Raw genomic sequence first — 19017 nt, 5'->3', positions numbered from 1 at the left:
CGGGGGCGAGGAGCGCCCGCGCCGCCGCACGGCGGATCGCGATGCCGCCCCGGCCCGTCGCGAGCGCGAGGGCGCAGCCCGTCCGCGCCGCAGCGACGACGAGCGCCCGCGCAGGCCCGCCGGCGACCGGCCGTTCCGCGCCCGCGCCGAAAGCGGCGAGGATCGTCCCCGCAGGCCGCAGGGCGACAGGCCGTTCCGCTCCCGCGAGGGGGGCGACGACCGCCCGCGCAAGCCCCAAGGCGAACGCCCCTTCCGGGCCCGTGGCGACGATGACCGTCCCCGCCGCGGCCCGCCGCGGGGCGATGGGCCTTCGCGGCCGAGAGGCGGCCCTGGCGGCTTCAAGGGAGGCCCCAGAGGGGGTGCATCCAAGGGCGGCGCCTCGAAGGGCGGCTTCAAGGGCGGTTCAAAAGGCGGCCCGCGCGGCCGCCGCTGAAAAGCACAGGGAAACACCAACCTCATCCTGAGGAGCAGCCGTGAGGCTGCGTCTCGAAGGATGGTCCAGAGTGCACTGGAGACGCCTCGTCCTTCGAGACGGACCTGACGGTCCTCCTCAGGATGAGGCTCTTTGAGTATTTGTGAGACTCTCTTCATGAGGTTTGAACCATGAGAATCGTGAGCGGGCGCTGGCGCGGCCGCTCGCTCAAGGGGCCGAGCTCGGACGCGATCCGCCCGACCTCGGACCGCCTGCGCGAGACGATCTTCAACATCCTCCAGCATTCCTACGACGATCCCGTCGAGGGCGCGCGCGTGCTCGAACTCTTCGCCGGCACCGGCGCCATGGGGCTGGAGGCGCTCTCGCGCGGCGCGGCCTTCGCGCTCTTCGTCGACGATGGAGCGCAGGCCCGCGGCATCATCCGCGAGAACGTCGAGGCTTTGGGCGCCGGCGGCGCCACCCGCCTCTTCCGCCGCGACGCCACCCGCATGGGCGAGGCCGCGCCCAATGCCCCCTTCTCCGTCGTGTTCTGCGACCCGCCCTACGGCAAGGACCTCGCGCCCAAGGCCCTGCGCTCCTGCGCGGAGGGCGGCTGGCTCGTACCCGACGCGCTCGTGATCGTGGAGGAGGCGCAGGGCGTCGATGTCTCGCTGCCGGAGCGCTTCGAGGAGATCGAGCGGCGGGATTACGGGGAGACCAGGGTGGTGTTCGGGCGGTTCAGGGGGTGATCCTATCGTTCCACGGCCCGCCTTTCACAAGACGGTTGTCCTATTGTTGATTCTGCATAACATTGCGTCACCGCGCCATGAGGCGTCTTGTTCTGATTGTGATGGGGATCGCCATGGCCGAACCATATCTGTGGGGATCCAAGATCGATCTTCCCGCTGGCATCCAAGACCCTCATGTGACGACCCTCAAGGATGGCACCTTCCTGGTCATCGCCAGAGCCGGGAGGGTGTGGTCTGAAGCCAAGATGAAGGCGTGGATCTATAATGCAGACGGCTCTCTCAAGACGGAGCAGGCTCTCAAGATCCCGGATGGCGTCGTTCCTCCTCACATCAATCCAGTCGGTGGGTGGAACTTAGGCAAGGGAGGCTATCATCCGATCATCGTGGAACTCCCGGACGGACGCCTATCGCTCACCTGGACCGAGCACCGTGAGAGTTCGGACGGCATCTATGTTGCCCCTTGGACAGGGATCTACAATGCCGACCTGACGCCGAGCGACAAGCCCGTGCTTGTCCTCGATCCACCTTCCAGCTCAAGGTATTATGCTCAATCCGGCGAAAGCCTAGGAGACGGCAGGACCATCGTTGCAGTGAGTAGTCTGCATGCCAAAGCCTTCGTACGCATTTTGAACCCCGACGGAACTCGCTCGAATGTTTTGGAATTCGATGCAGTTAATGCCTCTGAGTACGACCCTATCGCGGATCTGACGGTGCTTGATAACGGCAACGTCGCGTTCATGGTTCGCGGGAATCCCTCGGCCTTCAAAGGCTATGTACTTGCTCCATCCGCCACGGGTGGGCTTAGCGTGCTTCAAGCCTTCTCCATAGAGACAATTGTAGCCCTTGCCGATGCAGATGTTAGGGTAACTGCCCTTCAAGGTGGCGGGTTTGTTGTGACTTGGGTCGAGAACGGCAAGATCGACGAGTCCGGGTTTGAACCAAGCACAACCGTGAAGTTCCAAGTCTTCGATGCTACAGGTACAAAGGTCACCGAACCGCAGGCGTTTTATGCAAGCGGCACAGAGGCTGACGCAGTCGGGACGCCGGATGTCGTGGCGCTTCCCAACGGTAGCTTTGCCTTAGCTGTTCAGGTCGTCCCTAACTTGGCTATCAGCAAGTCGGAAGTTCGATTGGCGATCTACGATGAGGCCGGGAACCGCGTCAGTGAGAAGTTGCTCGTGGACAGGCCAGCAGCAGAGCAATTGTCCTCAGTCGCGGGATTGTCCCTGATGGCCGATGGGCGCATTGCTGCGCTCCTTTCGAGCGGTATCCAGATCGTCGACCCGCGCGACAAAGCCCTTTCGCTGACGGGCACGATCCGGGACGATCAGTACATCGGCACCGCGTTCAAGGACACGATGGACGGAAGCGGCGGCGACGATTCCCTCGTCGGGGCCGAGGGCGACGATCTGCTGAAGGGTGGCGAAGGCAGCGACACGCTGTTCGGCGGCGCAGGCGCCGACGGCCTCAACGGCGGCAGCGGGATCGACTACGTCTCCTTCGCGGGCGCCACGGCCGGCGTGACGGCGAGCCTCGCGGGCGGCACGGGCGGCGAGGCTGCGGGTGACGTCTACGCGGAGGTCGAGGGGCTGATCGGGTCGTCCTTCGACGACGTTCTTGCGGGGAACGGCGCCGCGATCCTGAGCGGGCGCGGCGGCAACGACACCTATCATGTCCGTGCCGGAGACATCCTCGCGGAGGCGGGCATGGAGGGCCGGGATACGGTCATTGCCGCGGCCAGCTATGGGCTGGCGCAAGGCGCAGAGGTGGAGGTGCTCAGGCTGGCAGGCCTCTCGTCGAAGAAGAGCGCCAGCCTCTCCGGCTCGGATACCGCCAACGAGATCCTCGGCCATGCCGGCGCGAACACGCTCCGGGGCCTCGGCGGCAACGATGTGCTGAAGGCCTCTGCGGGCAATGACATCCTCAAGGGCGATGAGGGAGCCGACACGCTGCATGGCGGCGCCGGCAACGACAGGCTCTACGGCGGCTCCGGCCAGGAGCACGACGTGTTCGTCTTCGACACGAAGCCCAGCACGAGCAGCAACGTCGACCGCATCCACGACTTCGACCCGAGATACGATTCCCTTTGGCTGGAGAACAAGATCTTCGCCAATCTCGGCAAGGGCACGCCCGCGGGCGTGAAGTTCAAGGCCGACATGTTCGTGAAGGGCAAGGCCGCCAGGGACAAGGAGGATCGCATCGTCTACGACAGCAAGACCGGTGCGCTCTACTTCGACCAGGACGGCACCGGCTCCAAGGCTCAGGTGAAGATCGGCACGCTCTCGAAGAACCTCAAGCTGACCCATCACGACTTCTTCGTCATCTGAGAAGCATGAGGGCTGCATTTGCCCTGCCCTCCCATGACCGCTATACCGCCCTGAGCGGTCACGGAGGAAAAGGCGCGTCATGAAAGCGGTTCTCTTCGAGCAGTTCGGCCAGCCGCCGCAGGTGCGGAACGTGCCGGACCCGACACCCTCCGCGGACGGCGTCGTGATCAAGGTGGAGGCCACGGGCCTGTGCCGGAGCGACTGGCACGGCTGGATGGGGCACGATCCCGACGTGGCGCTGCCGCACGTGCCGGGGCACGAACTCGCCGGCACGGTGCTCGCCGCCGGCAGGCAGGTGACGCGCTGGAAGAAGGGCGACCGGGTCACGGTGCCCTTCGTCGGCGGCTGCGGACATTGTCACGAGTGCAACTCCGGCAACCATCAGGTCTGCGAGCGGCAGTTCCAGCCGGGCTTCACCGCCTGGGGATCCTTCGCGGAATACGTGGCCGTCGACTATGCCGACACGAATCTCGTGGGGTTGCCCGAGGAGCTCGACTTCGTCACCGCCGCAAGCCTCGGCTGCCGTTTTGTCACGTCGTTTCGCGCCGTCGTCGACCAGGGCCGCGTGAAGCCGGGCGAGTGGGTCGCCGTTCACGGCTGCGGCGGCGTCGGCCTCTCCGCCATCATGATCGCGACGGCGATGGGCGCCAACGTGATCGCCGTCGACCTCACGGAGGAGAAGCTCGCCTTCGCGCGCGAGATGGGCGCGGTGGCCACCGTCAATGGCCGCGAGACGGCGGATGTGGTGGGCGCGGTCAGGGAGATCACGGGGGGCGGCGCGCATGTCTCCATCGATGCGCTGGGCCACCCCGTCACCTGCTTCAACTCCATCGCGAACCTGCGCCGCCGCGGGCGTCACGTGCAGGTCGGGCTCATGGTGGGCGAGCATGCGAGAGCCGCCGTGCCGATGGCGCAGGTCATCGCGCACGAATTGGAGATCTACGGCAGCCACGGCATGCAGGCCTTCCGCTACCAGGACATGATGGCGATGATCCGCACGGGCAAGCTCGCGCCGCAGAGGCTCGTGGGGCGGCACCTGAGCCTCGACGAGGCGCCTGCCGCGCTCATGGCCATGGACCGCTTCGAGGGCCTCGGCATCGGCGTCATCACCCGCTTCTGAGGGCCGAAGGTTCCGTCCTCGCGTTGTTGAACACGCGCCAGGCGCGCTATGTAATCCTTCTCAACCGCCCCACTGGAGAGTTCGATGGCCTATCTGCCCGCCGAGAACCGCTACGACACGATGCTCTACAACCGCTGCGGCCGCAGCGGGCTCCTGCTGCCGGCGATCTCGCTCGGGCTCTGGCACAACTTCGGCGAGGACAAGTCGGCGGCGACGGCTCGGCAGATCTGCCGCACGGCCTTCGATCTCGGCATCACCCACTTCGACCTCGCCAACAATTACGGCCCGCCTCCGGGCTCTGCGGAGACCCTGTTCGGCGACATCCTGCGCAACGACTTCCATGGGCTGCGCGACGAGCTGGTGATCTCCACCAAGGCGGGCTACCGCATGTGGCCGGGGCCTTACGGCGAGTGGGGCAGCCGCAAGTATCTCCTCTCCAGCCTCGACCAGAGCCTCAAGCGCATGGGGCTCGACTATGTGGACATCTTCTACTCGCACCGCTTCGATCCGGAAACGCCGCTGGAGGAGACCATGCTGGCGCTCGACGCGGCGGTGCGGCAGGGCAAGGCGCTCTATGTGGGTCTCTCCTCCTACAACAGCCAGCGCACCCGCGAAGCCGTTGCCATCCTGCGCGAGCTGAAGACGCCCTGCATCATCCATCAGCCGAGCTATTCCATGCTCAACCGCTGGATCGAGGAGGACGGCTTGCTCGACACCCTCGACGATCTCGGCATGGGCTCCATCGTGTTCTCGCCGCTGGCGCAGGGCATGCTGACGACGAAGTATCTCGGCGGCATCCCCGAGGAGAGCCGCGCCGCGCAGGGCAAGTCCCTGCGCACGTCGTTCCTCAACGAGGACAACCTCTCGCGCATCCGCGGCCTCAACGGCATCGCCGAGCGGCGCGGCCAGAGCCTGGCGCAGATGGCGCTCGCCTGGGTGCTGCGCGGCGGGCGCGTCACCTCGGCGCTCATCGGCGCGAGCCGCCCCGAGCAGGTGGTCGATTGCGTGGGCGCGCTCCAGAACCTGTCCTTCACGGCGGAGGAACTCGCCGAGATCGACCGCTTCGCCGGCGAGGGCAACCTGAACATCTGGGCGGCTTCGGCGGAGCGGAAGGGGCCGACGCGCTGATCGGCCGGCGCAATCCCCAGGCTCTTCGGGGATACCCCTTTAGAGGGGCTTGAGGAACCGGTTAACAAATGGTTAATGCCAAGCTTCATTGGCCATTTGTCCCGGGTCGCATCCATGGTCCCTGTCACCGCCGCCGACAACCGCCGTCACGCCAGGCGCTTTCGCGCCCATCATCCGGCGCAGATCCTGCTGGGACCCGATGCGATGATCCCCTGCACGGTGAAGGACATCTCGACCGGCGGCGCCAGGCTCGCGCTGCGGCCGCAGATGGACCTGCCCGAGACCTTCGAGCTGTTCATCGCGGCCCACGACCTGCAGGTGCGCCGGGCCCGGGTGTGCTGGCGCAACGGCGGCTTCGCGGGCGTGGCCTTCAACGACGGCGAGGCGGCGCCGGCGATGGATGCTGCGCCGCAATCGCTCACGTTCCAGGACTGCCTGGATCAGGCCGCGCCGGTCCATCTCGCATCCGCCCCGGTGCGCAAGGACCTCAAGCTCTATCGCACCACCGCCTGAACCCCGGATCCCCGCTCGGCCGCAGCGAGCGCGGGGCGAAGCGTCAACGGCGCCCGAACAGCCTCTCGATGTCGCTGAGCTTGAGTTCCACGTAGGTGGGCCGGCCGTGGTTGCACTGGCCGGAGAGCGGCGTCGCCTCCATCTCGCGCAACAGGGCATTCATCTCCTCCGGACGCAGGCGCCGGCCCGCGCGGATGGAGCCGTGGCAGGACATGCGCGAGAGCACGGCGTCGAGCCGCTCCTCCAGGGGGCCTGACGCGCCCTGCCCCCATTCGGCGAGCGCGTCCGCCACGTCCTGCACCAGCGCCTTGATGCGCCCGCCCGCCAGCGCCGAGGGCACCTCGCGCACGAGGAGCGCGCCGGGCCCGAAGGGCTCGACCACGAGGCCGAGGCTTTCCAGGGCCGAAGCCTCCGCCAGCACGCGGTCCGCATCCACGGGATCGAGATCGACCACCTCCGGGATCAGCAGCAGCTGCCGCGCGATGCCCGATGAGGCGCGCTCGCGCTTCAGCCGCTCGTAGACGAGGCGTTCGTGCGCCGCATGCTGGTCGACGATGACGATGCCGTCCTGCGTCTGCGCGACGATGTAGGTGCCGTGGAGCTGTGCGCGCGCCGCGCCGAGCGGCGCCTCCTGCCCGTCAGGCTCCGCATCCGCGAGCATGGCGCGGCTGTCGGCGGAAGGAGCGGCGAGATCGGGCAGGCTCGCCTGCCTTTCGGAAAGCCCCGAGAAGGGAGCGGGGGAGCGATCCGGCGCGTCGAGCGGCGCCTGCCAGCCGGCAAAGGCGCCCGCCGGGCGGATCGGATGCACCCGGTGCGGATAGGCCGGACGCGCAGACAGCGCGCCCTGCGGGCGCAGGCTCTCCAGGGTGCGGGTGCCCCCCGTCGTCGCGGCGCGGAAGGCGTGGCGCGCGATCGCCTCCTTGAGGGCCGCCACCACGAAGCCGCGGATGAAGGCCGGATCGCGGAATCGCACCTCCGTCTTGGCGGGATGCACGTTCACGTCGACGCTGCGCGGATCGAGGGCGATCATCATGGCGAGCACCGGATGCCGGTCGGAGGCCATCACATCCGCATAGGCGCCGCGCACGGCGCCGAGCAGGAGCTTGTCGCGCACGGGCCGTCCGTTGACCACGAAATGGATCGAAGCCCCGGTGCCGCGATGATAGGTCGGCAGGCTCGCGAAGCCCGTGAGGCTCACGCCCTCGCGCTCGACGCCGATGGGCATGGCGTTCTCATGGAAGTCGGAGCCCAGCACCCGCGAGAGGCGGCGCAGGAAGCCGTGTTCGCCCGGCTCCTCCGGCGGATAGGTGAAGGGCGTGAGGTGCTCGCCCGACAGGGTGAAGCGGATGGTCGGATGGGCGATGGCAAGGCGCTTGACGATCTCCGCCACCGCCTGCGCCTCCGAGCGATCGCTCTTGAGGAACTTCAGGCGCGCGGGCGTGGCGGCGAACAGGTCCGTCACCTCCACGCGGGTGCCCTTGGCCGCGGGCGCGGGCCGCACGGGGCTCTTCACGCCGGCCTCCACCACGATGGCGGAACCGGTCTCGGCCTCCGCCGTGCGCGTGACGATGGACAGGCGCGCCACCGCGCCGATGGACGGCAGCGCCTCGCCGCGGAAGCCGAGGGTGCCGATGGCGAATAGGTCGCCGTCCGGCAGCTTCGAGGTGGCGTGGCGCTCCACGGCCAGCTCCAGATCCTCGGGCGTCATGCCCCGGCCGTCGTCCACGATTCGGATGAGGCGGCGCCCGCCCGCCTCCACGGCGATCTCGACGGAGGTGGCTCCCGCATCGATGGCGTTCTCCACCAGCTCCTTCACGGCCGCCGCCGGGCGCTCGACGACCTCGCCCGCAGCGATGCGGTCGACGAGAATGGGATCGAGGCGGCGGACGGGCATGGGGCGGATGGGTCCAGGGATTCGGATGAGGGGAAGATAGGCGCTCGGGAGGCGGGAAGCCAGAACGGGCCGGCCCATTCCCTCCCGTCTCTACCGGACCGGCTCACCGCCAAGCCGATTCCCGAAAGCACCCTGGGCCAGGAAGCCTAACAATCGACACGGTTGTAAAGGGAGTGACAGGGGACTTGTCACGAGCTTCAGGGGCCTGCGCCCGCCCTACCCCTTCAGTGCCGGTTCCGCCTTTAGGATTACGTATCTCCGATGAAGATCAACCGATTAGCGCCCAGGACCCAAGCCTCTCCAGGTTTTCCGAGAACTTCCAATGGCTTGGCCATAGTGTGGAACTTGGATTGATTTGTGAACAATTTACAAATTGACTCCTTAGGACATGTAAACTTCGACACCTGAACCTTAACTCGCCTTCTCGCCTTCGAACGGGCCCGGTACTTCATCGTTCAACCTTCACAAAACGAGGAACCGGACATGGCGTACAAAGATCAGATCACCCAGGCGCAGATGCTCATCGAAGGTCAGGGCACCTGGAACGGGATCGACCCCGAATCCGTCGCCCGCATGCGGCTGCAGAACCAGTTCAGGACCGGTCTCGACATCGCGCGCTACACGGCCAGGATCATGCGCGAGGACATGGCCGCCTACGACGCGGACCCCACGCTCTACACCCAGTCGCTGGGCTGCTGGCACGGCTTCATCGGCCAGCAGAAGATGATCTCGATCAAGAAGCATTTCGGCTCCACCAAGCGCCGCTACCTCTACCTCTCGGGCTGGATGGTGGCCGCCCTGCGCTCGGAATTCGGGCCGCTGCCCGATCAGTCGATGCACGAGAAGACCAGCGTTCCGGCGCTGATCGAGGAGCTCTACACCTTCCTGCGCCAGGCCGACGCCCGCGAGCTCGGCATGCTCTTCCGCGACCTGGATGCGGCGCGCAAGAGCGGCAACATGGTGAAGGAGCGCGAGATCGTCTCCGCCATCGACAATTACCAGACGCACATCGTTCCGATCATCGCCGATATCGATGCGGGCTTCGGCAATGCGGAGGCCACCTATCTTCTCGCCAAGAAGATGATCGAGGCGGGCGCCTGCTGCCTGCAGATCGAGAACCAGGTCTCGGACGAGAAGCAGTGCGGGCACCAGGACGGCAAGGTCACCGTTCCGCACGAGGACTTCCTCGCCAAGATCCGCGCCATCCGCTACGCCTTCCTCGAGCTCGGCGTGGACGACGGCCTCATCGTGGCACGCACGGACTCGCTCGGCGCCGGCCTCACCAAGCAGATCGCCTTCAGCCGCGAGCCGGGCGATATCGGCGACCTCTACAACAGCTTCCTCGACTGCGAGGAGATCACGCCGGAGAACTGCACCAACGGCGACGTGGTGATCAACCGCAACGGCAAGCTCCTGCGTCCGAAGCGGCTGCCGAGCAACCTGTTCCAGTTCCGCCCCGGCACGGGTGAGGATCGCTGCGTGCTCGACTGCATCACGGCGCTGCAGCACGGCGCGGACCTCCTGTGGATCGAGACCGAGAAGCCGCATATCGAGCAGATCGCCGGCATGGTCGACCGCATCCGCAAGGTCATTCCGAACGCGAAGCTCGTCTACAACAACTCGCCGTCCTTCAACTGGACCCTCAACTTCCGCCAGCAGGTCTACGACGCGTGGGAGAAGGCCGGCAGGGACGTGTCGCAATACGACCGCACCAAGCTCATGAGCGTGGATTACGACGACAGCGAGCTGGCGCGGGAAGCCGACGAGCGCATCCGCACCTTCCAGGCGGATGCCGCCAAGCGCGCGGGCATCTTCCACCACCTCATCACCCTGCCCACCTACCACACGGCAGCGCTCTCCACCGACAACCTCGCCAAGGAATATTTCGGCGAGCAGGGCATGCTGGGCTATGTGCGCAACGTGCAGCGCCAGGAGATCCGCCAGGGCATCGCCTGCGTGAAGCACCAGAACATGGCCGGCTCCGACATCGGCGACGACCACAAGGAATACTTCGCCGGCGAGGCAGCCCTCAAGGCCGGCGGCGCGCACAACACCATGAACCAGTTTGCGGCTTGAGCAACATCGGGCGGGGCAAAGCCGCCTCGCCCGATCCATCACGACGGCATCAGAATAAGCGCCCTGCGGCCTTCGGGTTGCAGGGCGCTCCTGTTTCGGGAAGCCTAGCCCTGCGCGAGATACTGCTTGGCGAGGATCTTGCCCTCCTCCACCGCCGGCTGGTCGAACGGATCGACGCCCAGCGCGTAGCCGGCAAGGATCGTCTCCAGCATGAAGTGCATGAGAAGCTCGCCCACGGCACGCTCGTTGAGCGTCTCGACATGGATCTGCCGCGTCGGGCGGCCGTTCCGGGCGAGCGTGTCGGCCGTGGCGCGGCCCTGGGCTGCTACGAGGTCGCCGATGCGCTTGGCCCCGAAGCCGGGCTCCCCGGCCCGCTTGGCGAGTCTCTCGTCCATGAGCGGTCCCTTGCCCGCCACGCCTGTGGTGAGAACCGTGAAGAGCTTGTCGTTCGGGCCCGCGAGATAAAGCTGAAGCTGGCTGTGCTGGTCGACCGGGCCGATGGCCGCCACCGGCTGGGTGCCGTGGCCGTCCTTGCCGATGCTCTCGGCCCAGAGCTGCACCCACCAGCGTGTGAAGCGCTCCATGCGATCGGCATAGGCCATGGCAACCGCAATGCCCTTGCCCGACTTCGCCGCGGCGACGTTGAGCGCAGCACCCAGGGCTGCCGGAGCGTCCTTTGCCGCAGCGCCGTTGCGGAACGGCTCGTAGGCCTCCGCCGCTCCCTGGCGAATGGCGGCGATGTCGAGGCCGAGCACGGCGGCCGGCAGCAGGCCCACATTGGTGAGAACCGAATAGCGCCCGCCGATGCCGGTGTGGTGCTCCAGGAAGCGCACCTCCTCCGGCTCCAGCAGATCGCGCAGCGCGTTCCTGGCCCCGGCCTTGCGCGGCTCGGAGAGGCCGAGGAACACGTCCTTGGGATGCGCGCGCAGGCCCGCCTTCTCCAGAGCCGTGAGCACGGCGATCGTCTGCATCAGGGTCTCGCCCGTGCCGCCGGATTTCGAGATCGACACGAACTTGGTCGAGGAGAGCGGCAGCTTGTGGAGGATGCGGTCGAAGGTGATGGGATCGAGATTGTCGAGGAAGTGGACGCGCGGGCTCTCGGTGAAACGGCCCGCTCCGGGCACCGCGTAATCCTTGAGCTGCGCGAGCGTCTGGCCGCCGAGGCTCGAGCCTCCGGTGCCGAGGAACACCACGTCGGTGGCGTCGTCCCGCAGGAAGGCGGCCGCCTCGCGGATGCTGGCGAGATCGTCCGAGGTGCGGGGCATGTGGAGCAGCGGGAGCCGGCCCGAGGAATCGTCCTCGGCGAGCCGCTTCATGGCCTGATCGACGAGCCCGAGCGCCTCGTCCAACGCCGCCTGCGGCAGACCGCCTCCCCCGATATTGGTGTCCAGGGCAAGATCGATCGATTGCTGCAGGGCCATCATGGTACTCCGACTTGTTCAAAGAAGGAGCGCAAGATTAGGGCAGAGAGGCAGACTAGGCTAGAGCCGGACGCGAAAGCCCCCTGCCCGGGCAGCCGCCTCCGACGGTTCTTTCGGATGACGAGCCCGCACCCGGCGCCTGAGAGGGGCTTACACTCCGGTCGGCCGTCCCGCGATCACGGTCAGCATCTGCCCGCCGCCGAAGATGCGTTCGGCCGCTCCGCGAATGTCCGCCTGGGTCACGGCGCCCACCAGCGCGTTGCGGCGGGCGATGTAGTCGATGCCGAGGCCCTCGAAGGCGATCTGCGCCAGGGTATGGGCGATCTTCGTCGAGGTGTCGAAGCCCAGGGCATAGGAGCCGATGAGATAGTCCTTCGCCTTCTGCAGCTCCTCGTCGGAGGGACCCTCGCTCGTCAGCTTCGCCATCTCGCCGGCGATCACGTCGAGGGCCTCGACCACGCGCTCGTTCTTGGTGGCGGTGTAGCCCCAGGTCATGGCGGCGGAGCGATAGCTCACCAGCGAGGTGCCGACGCTGTAGGCCAGACCGCGCTTCTCGCGCACCTCCTGGAACAGGCGCGAGGTGAAGGCGCCGCCGCCGAGGATGTGGTTGAGCACATAGGCCGGAATGAATCCCGGGTCGCGCCAGGCGATGCCGTTCATGCCGAAGCGGATCACCGATTGCGGCACGTCGATATCGACCACGATCTGCGAGCCGAGCTTCTGCAGCGAAGCGGGCTCGATGCGGCTTAAGGGCTTGGCTTCGGGAAGGGAGCCGAACACCTTGTCGAGCAGGGCGGAGAGATTGTCGGCGCCGATGGCGCCGACCACCGCGACCTTGACCCGGCCGCGGGCGATGATCGCGCGGTGCATGGCCACGAGATCGTCCCGCGTGATCGCGGCGACGCTCTCCGGGGTGCCGGAGGTCGGGCGGCCGTAAGGATGACCCGCGAAGCCCTCCTCGAAGAAGCGGCGGGTCGCCATCACGCCGGGGTCGTTCTGCTGGTACTTCAGGCCGGCGATGGTCTGGGCGCGCACGCGCTCGATGGCATCCTGGTCGAAGCGCGGCTCGGCAAGCGCGAGCCGCAGCAGCTCGAAGGCCTCGTCCGCATGCTTGACCAGCGTCTTCAGCGAGCCGCCGAGGGCGTCGTTGCCCGCATTGAAGGACAGCTCGATGGCGCGTGCCGCGAGCCGCTCCTGGAAGGCATCGGAATCGTAGGCGCCCGCACCCTCGTCGAGCAGGCGGGCGAGCATCTGCGCCACGCCCGGCTTGTCGGCGGGATCATGCGCCGAGCCGCCCTCGAAGATGAAGGAGACGGCAATCAGCGGCACCACGTCGGACTCGACGTGCCAGGCCTCGACGCCGCCGGCTGAGGTCAGCGCCTTCACCTGGGTCGGAGACGAGGACAGGGTTTCGACGGAAGCGGTCATGGGAACCTCGGAATTGTGGTGCAGGCGGCGTCAGGACGCCGACTTCTGCAGGTAGCCCGTCACGGACCGGCGGGGGATGAGGTAGCGCTCCGCGGCGGAGGCGAGATCGTCCTTGAGAACGGTCTCGATCTCGACGGGCCAGCGGCGCACATCCTCGATGGTCTCGCCGATGGCGAGCGCCGAGCCGTAGATGCGGGCAAGCGACGACTGGCTGTCGGTGGAATAGATCGTCTCGGCCACGAGGCGGGTCTTGGCGCGCTCGATGGAATCCGCGTCCAGCGCCTCCGCCGGAATCGTCTTCAGAACCTGGTCGACGGCCTCCTCGAGCGCAGGAAGCGAGACGCCCTCGGCCGGCACCGCATAGACGCAGAAGCGGGTGTCCTCCATGGAGGAGGACATGTACCAGGCGCCGGCATTCACGGCGATCCCGCGCTCCATGACGAGCTTGCGGTAGAGATACGATGTCGGGCCGCCGCCGATGACCTCGGCGAGCAGCTCGAGGGAATAGCAGTCGCGCTGCGTCGCCGTGCGGCACGACGGCACGAGATAGAGCCGCTGCATGGTCGGCTGCTCGACCTTGGGATCCGCCACGGTGATGTGGCGGGCCGCCACGGGCTCCGGCTCGCGCGGGCGCACCCGCACCGGGCGCTTGCCCCGCGGGGCGATGCGTCCGTAGGTGGCGTCCGCGAGGCGGCGCACCTCGTCCTCGGTCACGTCACCGGCCACCACCAGGATGCCGTTCTCGGGCGTGTAGAAGCGGCGGTAATAATCGAGCGCGTGATCGCGGTTGAGCGTCTCGATCTCGTGCATCCAGCCGATGATCGGAATGCCGTAGGGGTGATGCACGAAGAGCGAGGCGGCCATGGCCTCGGACAGCTGCGCGGACGGATCGGTCTCGACCCGCATGCGGCGCTCCTCCAGCACCACGTCGCGCTCGGGCGCGATGACGGATTCCTCCAGCAGGAGGTTCGTCATGCGGTCGGCCTCGAACTCCATCATGGTCTTGAGGTGCTCGCGGGCAACGCGCTGGAAATAGGCCGTGTAGTCGAAGGAGGTGAAGGCGTTTTCCTGGCCGCCGAGGCCGGACACCACCTTGGAGAACTCGCCCGCCGGATGTTTCTCCGTGCCCTTGAACATCAGGTGCTCGAGGAAGTGCGCGATGCCCGACTGGCCGATCGGATCGTCCGCGGAGCCGTTGCGGTACCACACCATGTGGGTGACGACCGGCACGCGATGATCCGGGATCACCACCACATCGAGGCCGTTGTCGAGCGTGAAGGCGGAGAGGTTCGGACCGCTGCCCTCTGTCCGCCCGAAGGAGGCGGCGTCGGCGCGAAGAAGGGGCTTAGAGGCAGTGTCCATGACGTTTCAACCTTGGCGACATGAATTCGTTTCGTCGGAATTCTCGTACGGGAATAATCGATTTAAGGGGGCACGCAAGCGAGGCCGGATCTCTTTCCAGTGCGGCATGGTCTACGCCGGCGGTCCAGACTTGGCCTTTCGAGGCCCCCATAACGTTTTCAGGCGAAGCGGGGGGAGCCCGTTCGCCTGAAGAAGGAAGGAGAGACAACCTTATTGCCTGCTCTGCTGCTGCCGGATGAAGGCCTGTGGGCTGTCCGGATCGCGCTCCATCTGCACCGGATCGGCAGAGGCCCTCAGGGGCGCATTGCCCTGGGCCTTGAGGAGGGGTCCCGGAGGATCGCTGAGATAGCGGCGCTCCAGGCCGTTGCCGGAGAGCTTCACGTTCTTGTCGGAGGAGAAGGAGCGCAGCTCGTCGGGCGTCATGACGCTCTTGTCCGTCGCGCGGTCCGCGGGCCCGGGAGCGGTGGCGTAGTTGCTCGGGTTGCGGCCGGCGCGCATTTCCTCGATGGAGAGGGGGCGTCCTTCGGTGTTCTTGTACAGCTCGGAGCTGGTATAGGGCGTGCGCGCCTCGCGGGCTTCCTTGCGGCGGGCGGCGACGTCGGGATCCTTGGGCCAGTTGCCGTTGCGGGCCTCGGGGCCTCCGCCTGGAGCGGGAGGAGGCAGATCCATCTTCGGCGGCAGCACCAGGGGCGCGCGCTCGTTGTAGACGATGGGCGGCTTTTCCTTGGGAATGATGCCGATGCTGCCCAGCAGGCTCTTCACGGCCTCGCCCTCCTGCGCCGAGGCGCCGGTAGCGGCCAAAAGCGCCAGAGCCCCCGCGCAGCCGATGATTGTCATTCCCTTCATGGCACCCACCATTGGTTTCTCGTTGTAGCCGGAAGGCCTGATCGCTCATTCTGGCGAACATAAGGCAGCTGGGCACCGAAAGGTAACATTATCGCGCCCGCCGTCCCTCCAGGACGAAGGAGTCATAAAGCAAACCGACCACCCCCGCAACGATGGCGGCATCGGCCACATTGAACACGTACCAGGACCACGACCCGATATGGAACTGGATGAAGTCGAACACCGCGCCATAGGCCAGCCGGTCGATCACGTTGCCCAGCGCGCCGCCCACGATCAGGCCGAGGGAGGCGGCCAGGAGCTTGGCCGAGGTGCGGCGGATCCAGACCGACAGGCCGATGGCGGCCAGGATCGAGATCACGATCAGCGCCCAGCGGCCGAGATCGGAACTCTGCTGGAACAGCCCGTAGGAAATGCCCCGGTTCCAGACCACGATCAGGTTGATGAAGGGGGCGAACTCCACCGGCTCCTTCACCGGCAGGTCGAAGACGAACAGGGTGTAGAGCTTCGTCGCCTGGTCGAGGACGAGGGTGATCAGGGCGGCGGAGAAGCCGAGAAGCGACGCTGCCGACAGGCCGGACCGCGCTGTGCGGGCCTTGGCGCCACCGGCTGATCGCGCACGACCTGGCGCGCGGGAGCGCCTCGGCCCTGCCTGCGAGGCAGCACCCGTTTCGCTCAGCGGAGCCCCCGGCTCGTCCATCCTGCTCATTCGGCCGCCGCCCTCAGCTGGTCCCACTCGCGGAGCGCCGCCGCATCGCGGGGCGTCACGTCCGGGTAGTCCGGATCGGTGCCGACCTCGGGGCTCACCTTCCACGAACGGGCGCATTTGCGTCCCTCGGCGAGCGCGGGCACGACGGCCACGCCCTTCACCTCCTCGAGGCGGAAGGCCCCGGCCGGCCCTTCGCCCTGCTCCACCCGGATGCCGGACGTGATGCAGATCTCGGCGAGGTCGAGGCCCTGCACGGCCTTGAGCAGGCCCTCATCCGCGATGTGGACGACGGGCGCGGCCTCGAGGCTCGCGCCGATGCGCTTCTGCGCACGCTCGATCTCCAGCGCCCCCGTGACGACGCGGCGCACGCGGCGCACCTTCGCCCAGCGCTCGGCGAGCGCGTCGTTGCGCCACTCCGCCGGCACCTCGGGGAAGGTTTCGAGATGCACCGACACGGCCTCCGGATAGCGCGCGAGCCACGCCTCCTCCGCCGTGAAGGCGAGGATCGGCGCGATCCAGGTCGCCACGCAGCGGAAGGTCTGGTCGATCACGGTAAGCGCGCTCTTGCGCACCTTGCTCGAGATCGGGTCGCAATAGAGCGTGTCCTTGCGGATGTCGAAGTAGAACGCCGACAGATCCGTGGTCATGAAGGAGTTGAGGAGCGCGATCACCCGCTTGTAGTCGAAGGTGCCGTAGGCCTCGCGCATCTCCCCGTCGAGCTCGGCGAGGCGATGCAGCACGAAGCGCTCGAGCTCCGGCATCTGCGCGAACGCAACCTTGTCGGCCTCGCGGAAATGCGCCAGCGAGCCGAGCATCCAGCGGATCGTGTTGCGCAGCTTGCGGTAGGTCTCCACGAAGGTCTTGAGGATCTCCGGGCCGATGCGCAGGTCGTCCGAGTAGTCGGAGGCCGCCACCCACAGGCGCAGGATGTCGGCGCCCGAATCCTGGATCACCTTCTGCGGCGCGACCACGTTGCCGAGCGACTTGGACATCTTCTGCCCCTTCTCGTCGAGGACGAAGCCGTGGGTCAGCACGATGTCGTAAGGCGCGCGGCCGCGCGTGCCGCAGCTCTCCAGCAGCGACGAGTGGAACCAGCCGCGGTGCTGGTCGGAACCCTCCAGGTACATCACCTGATCGGGGCCGCCATCGACCCTGCGCGTCACCTTCAGGTCGTCGCGCTTCTCCAGCGCGAAGGCATGGGTGGAGCCGGAGTCGAACCACACGTCGAGGATGTCGTTCACCTTCTCGAAGTCGGCGAGATCGTAGCCGAAGGGCGCAAGGAACCGCGCGCCGTCATCCGCGTACCAGGCGTCGGCGCCCTCCTTCTCGAAGGCCTCGGCGATGGCGTCGTTCACGCGCTCGTCCTTGAGGATCTCGTTGGTGCCCTTCTTCACGAAGACCGCGATCGGGACGCCCCAGGCGCGCTGGCGCGACACCACCCAGTCGGGCCGGTTCTCGATCATGCCGGTGATGCGGTTCTCGCCCGTTTCCGGCACCCATTCCACGGTCTTGATCGCATGGAGCGCCCGCTGGCGCAGGGTGTCGCCCTGCCCGTCGAGCGGCTTGTCCATGGAGATGAACCATTGCGGCGTGTTGCGGAAGATCAGCGGCCCCTTCGAGCGCCAGGAATGGGGATACTGGTGCTTGAGGCGGCCGCGCGCGATGAGCGCGCCGACCTCGACGAGCTTCCTGATCACGGCCTCGTTGGCGCCCGCATCCTTGCCCTTGTCGTCATAGATGCGCTCGCCCGCGAAGAACGGCACGTCGGGGAAGTAGGACGAGTCGGGCGAGACCGTGTGCGGCACCTCTTTCGTGCCGCAGGCGGCGAACACGTCGCGATGCTTCACGTAGGTGTTGTAGTCGTCCGCACCGTGCCCCGGAGCCGTGTGCACGAAGCCCGTGCCCGCATCGTCCGTGACGTAATCGGCCGGCAGCACCGGCACGCCGAAATCCCAGTAGCCGTTTGCGCCCTCGAGGCCCCGGAACGGATGCGCGCAGCGCTCGAGCATCACCGGCAGCACGTCCTTCACGCGCCGGTAGGCAGAGACGCGCGCGGCGGCGAAGACCTCGCCCGCGAGCTTGTCGGCGATGATGAGCCGGTCGCCCACCTTCGCCCAGTTGTCGTCGGCGGCTTCCGTCACCTCGTAGAGGCCGTAGGCGATGGTCTCGCCGTAGGCGATGGCGCGGTTGGCCGGGATCGTCCAGGGAGTCGTCGTCCAGATCACGACGGAGGCGCCGTCGAGATCGCCATCGAGCGTGTTGGTGACCTTGAACTTCACCCAGATCGTGGTGGAGGTCTTCTCGTGATACTCGACCTCGGCCTCGGCCAGCGCGGTCTTCTCGACGGGCGACCACATGACGGGCTTGGAGCCGCGATAGAGCTGGTCGCTCATCGCGAACCGCATGATCTCGCGGGCGATCTGCGCTTCCGCGTCGAAGCTCATGGTCTGATAAGGGTTCGTCCAGTCGCCCTCGACGCCGAGGCGCTTGAACTCCTCGCGCTGCACGTCGATCCATTTCTCGGCGAAGGCGCGGCACTCGCGGCGGAACTCGACGATGTCCACGTCGTCCTTGTTCTTGCCCTTGGCGCGGTACTCCTCCTCGATCTTCCATTCGATCGGCAGGCCGTGGCAGTCCCAGCCGGGAACGTAGTTGGAATCGAAGCCCAGCATGCCCTGCGAGCGCACCACCATGTCCTTCAGGATCTTGTTGAGGGCATGGCCGATATGGATGTTGCCGTTGGCATAGGGGGGGCCGTCGTGCAGCACGAAGCGCGGACGGCCCTTCTGAGCCTCGCGCAGGCGCCGGTAGAGGCCGATCTCGTTCCAGCGCTGGAGGAGCTGGGGCTCACGCTGCGGCAGGCCGGCCCGCATCGGGAACTCGGTCTGGGGCAGGAACAGGGTCTCGGAATAGTCGCGGGCGGCGCTTTCAGGCTTGTCGGTCATGACGATCAATCGGTCTGTGTGGCCCGGGGACAGGCGGGCGCATCGGGCTTCTCTTACAGGCGAACGGCTGGGATCCCGGACCTTCGCAGG

At 67.0% G+C, this 19017-nt stretch carries 13 protein-coding genes and 1 pseudogene; 7 read left to right on the top strand and 7 right to left on the bottom strand.

The window, feature by feature from the left end; genetic code table 11:
* From GR303_RS18200 to GR303_RS18175, 6 genes and pseudogenes are all read left to right on the top strand, one after another.
* Window positions 1–433 (top strand): annotated as a pseudogene (locus GR303_RS18200) (pseudouridine synthase); the annotation flags it as partial.
* 170 nt (window positions 434–603) lie between these two features.
* On the top strand, window positions 604–1161 hold the full coding sequence (gene rsmD, locus GR303_RS18195; RefSeq protein ID WP_161726637.1) for a 16S rRNA (guanine(966)-N(2))-methyltransferase RsmD: 558 nt from the start codon (window positions 604–606) through the stop codon (window positions 1159–1161).
* A 1229-nt stretch (window positions 1162–2390) separates the two neighbouring features.
* Window positions 2391–3488: a calcium-binding protein gene (locus GR303_RS18190; protein ID WP_161726635.1), complete on the top strand. Its 1098-nt coding sequence runs from the start codon at window positions 2391–2393 to the stop codon at window positions 3486–3488.
* A gap of 79 nt (window positions 3489–3567) precedes the next feature.
* On the top strand, window positions 3568–4608 hold the full coding sequence (locus GR303_RS18185) for a zinc-dependent alcohol dehydrogenase family protein (RefSeq protein WP_161726633.1): 1041 nt from the start codon (window positions 3568–3570) through the stop codon (window positions 4606–4608).
* 84 nt (window positions 4609–4692) lie between these two features.
* Window positions 4693–5736: an L-glyceraldehyde 3-phosphate reductase gene (mgrA, locus tag GR303_RS18180; protein WP_161726632.1), complete on the top strand. Its 1044-nt coding sequence runs from the start codon at window positions 4693–4695 to the stop codon at window positions 5734–5736.
* A 114-nt stretch (window positions 5737–5850) separates the two neighbouring features.
* Window positions 5851–6249 carry a PilZ domain-containing protein gene (locus GR303_RS18175; RefSeq protein ID WP_161726630.1) on the top strand — a complete coding sequence of 133 codons (399 nt, stop codon included), beginning with the start codon at window positions 5851–5853 and terminating at the stop codon, window positions 6247–6249.
* A 43-nt stretch (window positions 6250–6292) separates the two neighbouring features.
* Here the strand turns inward: GR303_RS18175 and mutL are convergent, their stop codons facing one another.
* On the bottom strand, window positions 6293–8143 hold the full coding sequence (mutL, locus tag GR303_RS18170; protein WP_161726628.1) for a DNA mismatch repair endonuclease MutL: 1851 nt from the start codon (window positions 8141–8143) through the stop codon (window positions 6293–6295).
* 483 nt (window positions 8144–8626) lie between these two features.
* Here mutL and GR303_RS18165 point away from each other — a divergent pair, with 483 nt between their 5' ends.
* Window positions 8627–10219, top strand: coding sequence for an isocitrate lyase (locus GR303_RS18165; RefSeq protein ID WP_161726626.1), 1593 nt, complete (start codon window positions 8627–8629; stop codon window positions 10217–10219).
* A gap of 104 nt (window positions 10220–10323) precedes the next feature.
* Here the strand turns inward: GR303_RS18165 and GR303_RS18160 are convergent, their stop codons facing one another.
* The 6 genes from GR303_RS18160 to ileS form a co-directional block, all read right to left on the bottom strand.
* Window positions 10324–11643 (bottom strand): glucose-6-phosphate isomerase, encoded by a 1320-nt coding sequence (locus tag GR303_RS18160; RefSeq protein ID WP_246205863.1) that lies wholly within the window; start codon window positions 11641–11643, stop codon window positions 10324–10326.
* 147 nt (window positions 11644–11790) lie between these two features.
* Entirely contained in the window at window positions 11791–13068 is a 1278-nt protein-coding gene (locus GR303_RS18155) for a M16 family metallopeptidase (protein ID WP_161726624.1), read from the bottom strand.
* A 30-nt stretch (window positions 13069–13098) separates the two neighbouring features.
* The gene (locus tag GR303_RS18150; RefSeq protein ID WP_161726622.1) at window positions 13099–14430 is read right to left on the bottom strand and encodes a M16 family metallopeptidase; all 1332 of its coding nucleotides are present in this window, start codon (window positions 14428–14430) and stop codon (window positions 13099–13101) included.
* A 210-nt stretch (window positions 14431–14640) separates the two neighbouring features.
* Window positions 14641–15276 carry a hypothetical protein gene (locus GR303_RS18145; protein WP_161726620.1) on the bottom strand — a complete coding sequence of 212 codons (636 nt, stop codon included), beginning with the start codon at window positions 15274–15276 and terminating at the stop codon, window positions 14641–14643.
* 88 nt (window positions 15277–15364) lie between these two features.
* Window positions 15365–15847 carry a signal peptidase II gene (gene lspA, locus GR303_RS18140; RefSeq protein ID WP_246205864.1) on the bottom strand — a complete coding sequence of 161 codons (483 nt, stop codon included), beginning with the start codon at window positions 15845–15847 and terminating at the stop codon, window positions 15365–15367.
* A gap of 131 nt (window positions 15848–15978) precedes the next feature.
* A complete protein-coding gene (ileS, locus tag GR303_RS18135; protein WP_161726618.1) occupies window positions 15979–18927 on the bottom strand; it encodes an isoleucine--tRNA ligase in 2949 nt (982 codons plus the stop codon).
* Window positions 18928–19017: the final 90 nt, after the last annotated feature.

It is taken from the genome of Microvirga arsenatis (assembly GCF_009910705.1).
GTDB lineage: Bacteria > Pseudomonadota > Alphaproteobacteria > Rhizobiales > Beijerinckiaceae > Microvirga > Microvirga arsenatis.
The sequence above is the reverse complement of the archived record's forward strand: the minus strand, read 5'-3'. Positions and strand labels throughout refer to the sequence as shown.